This window comes from Stenotrophomonas sp. HMWF023, assembly GCF_003060985.1.
In the GTDB taxonomy this organism is placed as follows: Bacteria; Pseudomonadota; Gammaproteobacteria; order Xanthomonadales; family Xanthomonadaceae; genus Stenotrophomonas; species Stenotrophomonas lactitubi.
The window spans coordinates 6,103-10,363 of sequence record NZ_QAIJ01000255.1 but is presented as its reverse complement, the minus strand read 5'-3'; the positions used below and the strand labels follow the sequence as shown (position 1 = coordinate 10,363).

General features: G+C 67.2%; 4 protein-coding genes and 1 pseudogene. All 5 read right to left on the bottom strand.

Translation table 11 applies throughout. The features are described from left to right. On the bottom strand, nt 1–563 hold a 563-nt coding region (locus DBR20_RS14300), incomplete at its 3' end, for a tetratricopeptide repeat protein (RefSeq protein ID WP_181393091.1). Between the two features lie 5 nt (nt 564–568). Then, nucleotides 569–1,498 (bottom strand): type II secretion system F family protein, encoded by a 930-nt coding sequence (locus tag DBR20_RS14295; RefSeq protein WP_100465653.1) that lies wholly within the window; start codon nt 1,496–1,498, stop codon nt 569–571. A 28-nt stretch (nt 1,499–1,526) separates the two neighbouring features. Further along, on the bottom strand, nt 1,527–2,468 hold the full coding sequence (locus tag DBR20_RS14290) for a type II secretion system F family protein (RefSeq protein ID WP_108266630.1): 942 nt from the start codon (nt 2,466–2,468) through the stop codon (nt 1,527–1,529). 2 nt (nt 2,469–2,470) lie between these two features. After that, the gene (locus tag DBR20_RS14285) at nt 2,471–3,820 is read right to left on the bottom strand and encodes a CpaF family protein (RefSeq protein ID WP_108266629.1); all 1,350 of its coding nucleotides are present in this window, start codon (nt 3,818–3,820) and stop codon (nt 2,471–2,473) included. After that, nucleotides 3,805–4,261, bottom strand: a pseudogene (locus DBR20_RS23245) (fimbrial protein); the annotation flags it as partial. The pseudogene DBR20_RS23245 and the gene DBR20_RS14285, both read right to left, overlap by 16 nt.

The window sequence follows — 4,261 nt, the reverse complement described above, 5'->3', positions numbered from 1 at the left end:
CACAGGGCGAGATTGGCGGTGGCCTTGGCGTTGCCCGGCGACAGCTCCAGCGCCTTGGCCAGTGGCTCGCGCGCCTGCTCGAAGCGGCCGGCGCGCAGCCGTGCATAGCCGAGGTCGCCCAGGTAATCGGTGTTCAGCGGGTTCAGCTGGGTGGCACGTGCGAGTGCCTGCTCGCCGCCGTCGTCATCATCACGGAGGGCGGCGATCAGGCCGATGCCATGCGCGGCGGCTGCGGCCTGCGGGCCACTGCCGAGTTCGCGGTACAACGCCAGCGCCGCATCGATCTGGCCGGTCTGGCGCAGTGCGTCCGCCTGCAGCAGGCGCAGTGCCGGGGTATCGCCGTAGCGCTGGCGGAAGGCATCCACGTGCGCCAGCGAGGCGTACCAGGCGCCCTGCTGCTGCATGCGCTGGATCAACTCCAGATAGGCGTTGCGGCTGTCCTGCGGGGCCGGCGTCGGCTCGGCCAGGCTCGGCGCACGCAGGTATTTCGGCGTGGTGGAGCTGCAGCCGGCAGCGGCGGCAACCAGGGCAAGCAACAGGCAGGCGGGGCGCAGGACAGGCATGAAGGTCATCCCATTTTCGACAAGGTAGTGGCCAGCGCGACCAGCGCCGGTCCGGCCAGCACCAGCATCAGTGCCGGCAGCAGGGTCAGCATCATCACCACGGTCATCTTCACCGAGAGCTTGCCAACCTTTTCCTTCAGCGCGTTGCGACGCTGCTCGCGCAGGCGGATGCTGAACTGACGCAGCGGTTCCTGCACGGCACCGCCATGCGCGTGCACCTGCAGGATCAACTGCACGAGGCTGGAAAGGTCGTCGTCGCCGTACACATCGCTCAGCCGCCGCAGTGACTGCGCGCGCGTGCGTCCGTGGGTGTAGGACACATTCGCTTCCTGGATTTCCCCGCCCAGCACCGGCAATGCGTCGCGCAGCTTGTCGCCCAGTGTCTGCAGGCTCTGGTCCATGCTGAAGCCCACGCCCTGCAGCAGGCGCAGCAGGTCGATCAACAGCGGGAGTTCATTGTTCACGGCACGCCGCCTCCGCTTGACCCACGCACTGAGCGCGAACTTCGGCAGCAGCAGGCCGGCGGCCAGCGCGCCGATCACCACCATGATCCTGGACAACCCTGTGGCATCGCTGATGGCCAGCGCGATACCCAGCACCAGCACCGCCAGCAGCAGGCGCAGGCCCAGGTAGATGGCGGTGCCGCGGCGGGTGTTCCAGCCAGCCAGGTCCAACAGCAGGCGATCTTCACCGGCCAGCAGGGCCGTTTCCAGGCGGCCGCCGCTCAGTCCACGACCGAACTGCTCCAGCCAGCCGAGTGAATCCTTGCGCGCATCGGCACCGCCCTCATCGCTTTCGCGTGGACGCAGCGCCGTTTTCAATGTTGCCGCGCTGCGGTCCTCGCGATGGCCGCGGACCCAGCTGCCAAGCCCCAGCAGGGCCACACCGGCGGCCAGCACCAGCAGCGCGGCCACGAACCAGATGCTGGCGCTCATTGGATGCCTCCTGTGTGGACGTGAAGGTTCATAGCGATTTCGCCAGGCGATACAGCAGGAAAGCGCCGGTCAGCTCCATGCACAGAGCGATCAACAGGATCTTGTGACCCAGCGGATCGTGCAGCACCGGCTGGAAGAACTCGGGGCTGGAGATCGCCATCAACACGGCGCTGGCCGGTGGCAGCAGGCCCAGTACCCAGGCCGACATGCGGGTTTCAGACGTGGTCGCAGCCAGCTCCTGCTGGGCCTGTTCCAGGTCACGCATGAAGTCGCCCATGCGCTGCAGGATCTGGTCGGCACGGCCACCGATGCGCACGCTCACGCCCATCACCACCGCCAGTACCTTCAGCACGTCCATGCGGTAGGGCTGTGCGGCCAGGTTGAGCGCGCGGTCCAGGTCCATGCCGCCACGGGCGTAGCGCACGGTGGTGTCGAGCAGGCCGCGCAGCGGTGCGTTGGTCTGCATTGAGGCGACCTGGAAAGCGGCCTGCAGGCTGTTGCCGAGCGCGGTCAGGCGCACCAGGTTGTCGAGGAAGTCCGGCAGCTGGTGCAGCAGCTGTGCCTGCAGCTTGCCGGTGCGGCGCATCAGCCACAGCCAGCAGCCCAGCAGGTACAGCAGAAGGGTAAGCGGGAACATCCAGGCAGTGCCCAGACGCAGCACTGCGAATGCGGACAGCGCGATGCCCGGCAGCAGCATCAGCAGTGGCAGCTTCCAGCCCGGCGTCAGGCCGGCACGTTGCAGCTGCCCATCCCAGGGCAGGGTGCGGCGGCCTGGCGGAGGCAGCGGTGCCTTCCGTGCCGCGTCGGCCGCTGTGGCGGCAGGGCCGGTGCCACGCGCCAGCTGCTGCTCGGTATGCTGCAGGGAGGCCTGGCGCTGTTCGCGGCTGCTGGCTGTGCCCCACAACCACACAGCCAGCGCCAGCAGCACCGACACGATGCTCAGCACACCCAGCAGCAGGCCGGTACTCATGCTCAGAAGTCTCCGTAGAGGGATTCGCGCAGCAACTGCCGGAACGGCTCCAGCTTGTGCGAATGTGGCTGGAAGCCGAGACCGATCCAGCGGTCGATTTCCTTGCCGCTGCCATCGATCTGCACTTCGTGGCGGAACATCTCCTGGGTGGTGATCAGGTTGTCGCTGACGCCGGTGATTTCGGTGATCGACACCAGCACGCGGCGGCCGCTGCCCAGGCGCGAGATCTGCACGATGAAGTCGATGGCACTGGCGATCTGACGCCGCAGGCTGTCCTCGCTGCCCTGGAAGCCGGCGAATCCGGCCAGCATCTCGATGCGGTACAGGCAGTCGCGCGGCGAGTTGGCGTGGATGGTGGCCATCGATCCGTCATGGCCGGTGTTCATCGCCTGCAGCATCTCCAGCACCTCGGCGCCACGCACCTCGCCGACCACGATGCGGTCGGGGCGCATGCGCAGGCTGTTGCGCACCAGGTCGCGGATGCTGACCGCGCCCTGGCCCTCGGCGCCACCGATGCGGCTTTCCAGGCGCACCACATGCGGGTGGTTGAGCGAGAGCTCGGCGGTGTCTTCCACGGTGATGACGCGTTCGTTGGCCGGCACGTAGCTGGCCAGCGCATTGAGCAGCGAGGTCTTGCCCGAGCTGGTGCCACCGGAGACCAGGATGTTGCAGCGGCCCAGCACCATCGCCTTCAGCAACGCCTGCATCGGTGCATCGAAGGTGCCCTTGGTCAGCAGCTCGTCGGGGGTGAAGGGGTCCTTGCGGAACTTGCGGATGGACACCATCGGCCCGTCCACCGCCAATGGCGAGATGATCGCGTTGAGGCGACCGCCATTGGGCAGGCGCGCATCGACCATCGGATTGGAATCATCCAGGCGGCGGCCGAGCGGGGCGATGATGCGGCGCAGGATGCGCAGCAGGTGGGTGTCGTCGGTGAAGCGCTGTGGCGCGCGTTTGAGCTGCCCGCCCTGGGAGACATGCACATCCTTGAAGCCATTGATCAGGATGTCTTCGATGGTGGGGTCGTGCAGCAGGTCATCGAGCGGGCCGAACCCGGTCAGCTCCTTGACCAGGCCTTCGGCCACCACCTGCATTTCTTCTTCGTTGATGGGAATGCGCCATTCCTGGATGAAACTGACCGTCTGCACCTCCACCCAGCGGGCGATGGTGTCAGGGGCCCAGGAATCGATGTCGATGCGCTCGTCTTCGATGCTGTTGAGCAGGTGCTCGTGCGCGGCCGACAGCACCTTCTGGTACTGCTCGGTCTGTGCGAACGGCAGGCTGCCCGGTGCATGCTCCGGCACCGTGCTGCGGGCGACAACGTGCGGGAACGGGGTCACTTTGTCTTCCATTGCGATCCACCCAGGGCAAGGGCAAGTCTTTCCCGCAGGCCATGCGTCTGGACCGGGCAGGCAGCCGGATCCAGGCGTTGCACCAGTGGGGCGAGGGCACGCAGGTACGGGTCGCGCGGTGCATCCTGCAGCAGCAGATGACCATGGCTGGCGGCCGTGCGCACCCGTGGCCGCTCGGGCAGGGTGGCCAGCAGCGGCAGCTCGAAGCGGCGCGCGATCTGTTCGGGGCTCATGCCACTGTTGTCGTCGTGGCGGTTGATCAGCAGCTGCAGCCGCTTCTCGCGATCGCGCTGGCCGGAAAGGTGCTTCAGGGCGTGGTCCAGCGACACCAGCGTGGCGATGGATGCGTCGGCCACGAGCCAGATTTCATCAGCCTGGTCCAGCAGCAACGGTGGCAACTGCCGTAGCGGACAGCCGCCGGCATCGCACAGCACGCTGGCG

Coding starts and splice junctions, on each gene's coding strand:
- DBR20_RS14295 (WP_100465653.1), bottom strand. CDS start 1,498: ATGAGCGCCAGCATCTGGTTCGTGGCCGCGCTGCTGGTGCTGGCCGCC.
- DBR20_RS14290 (WP_108266630.1), bottom strand. CDS start 2,468: ATGAGTACCGGCCTGCTGCTGGGTGTGCTGAGCATCGTGTCGGTGCTG.
- DBR20_RS14285 (WP_108266629.1), bottom strand. CDS start 3,820: ATGGAAGACAAAGTGACCCCGTTCCCGCACGTTGTCGCCCGCAGCACG.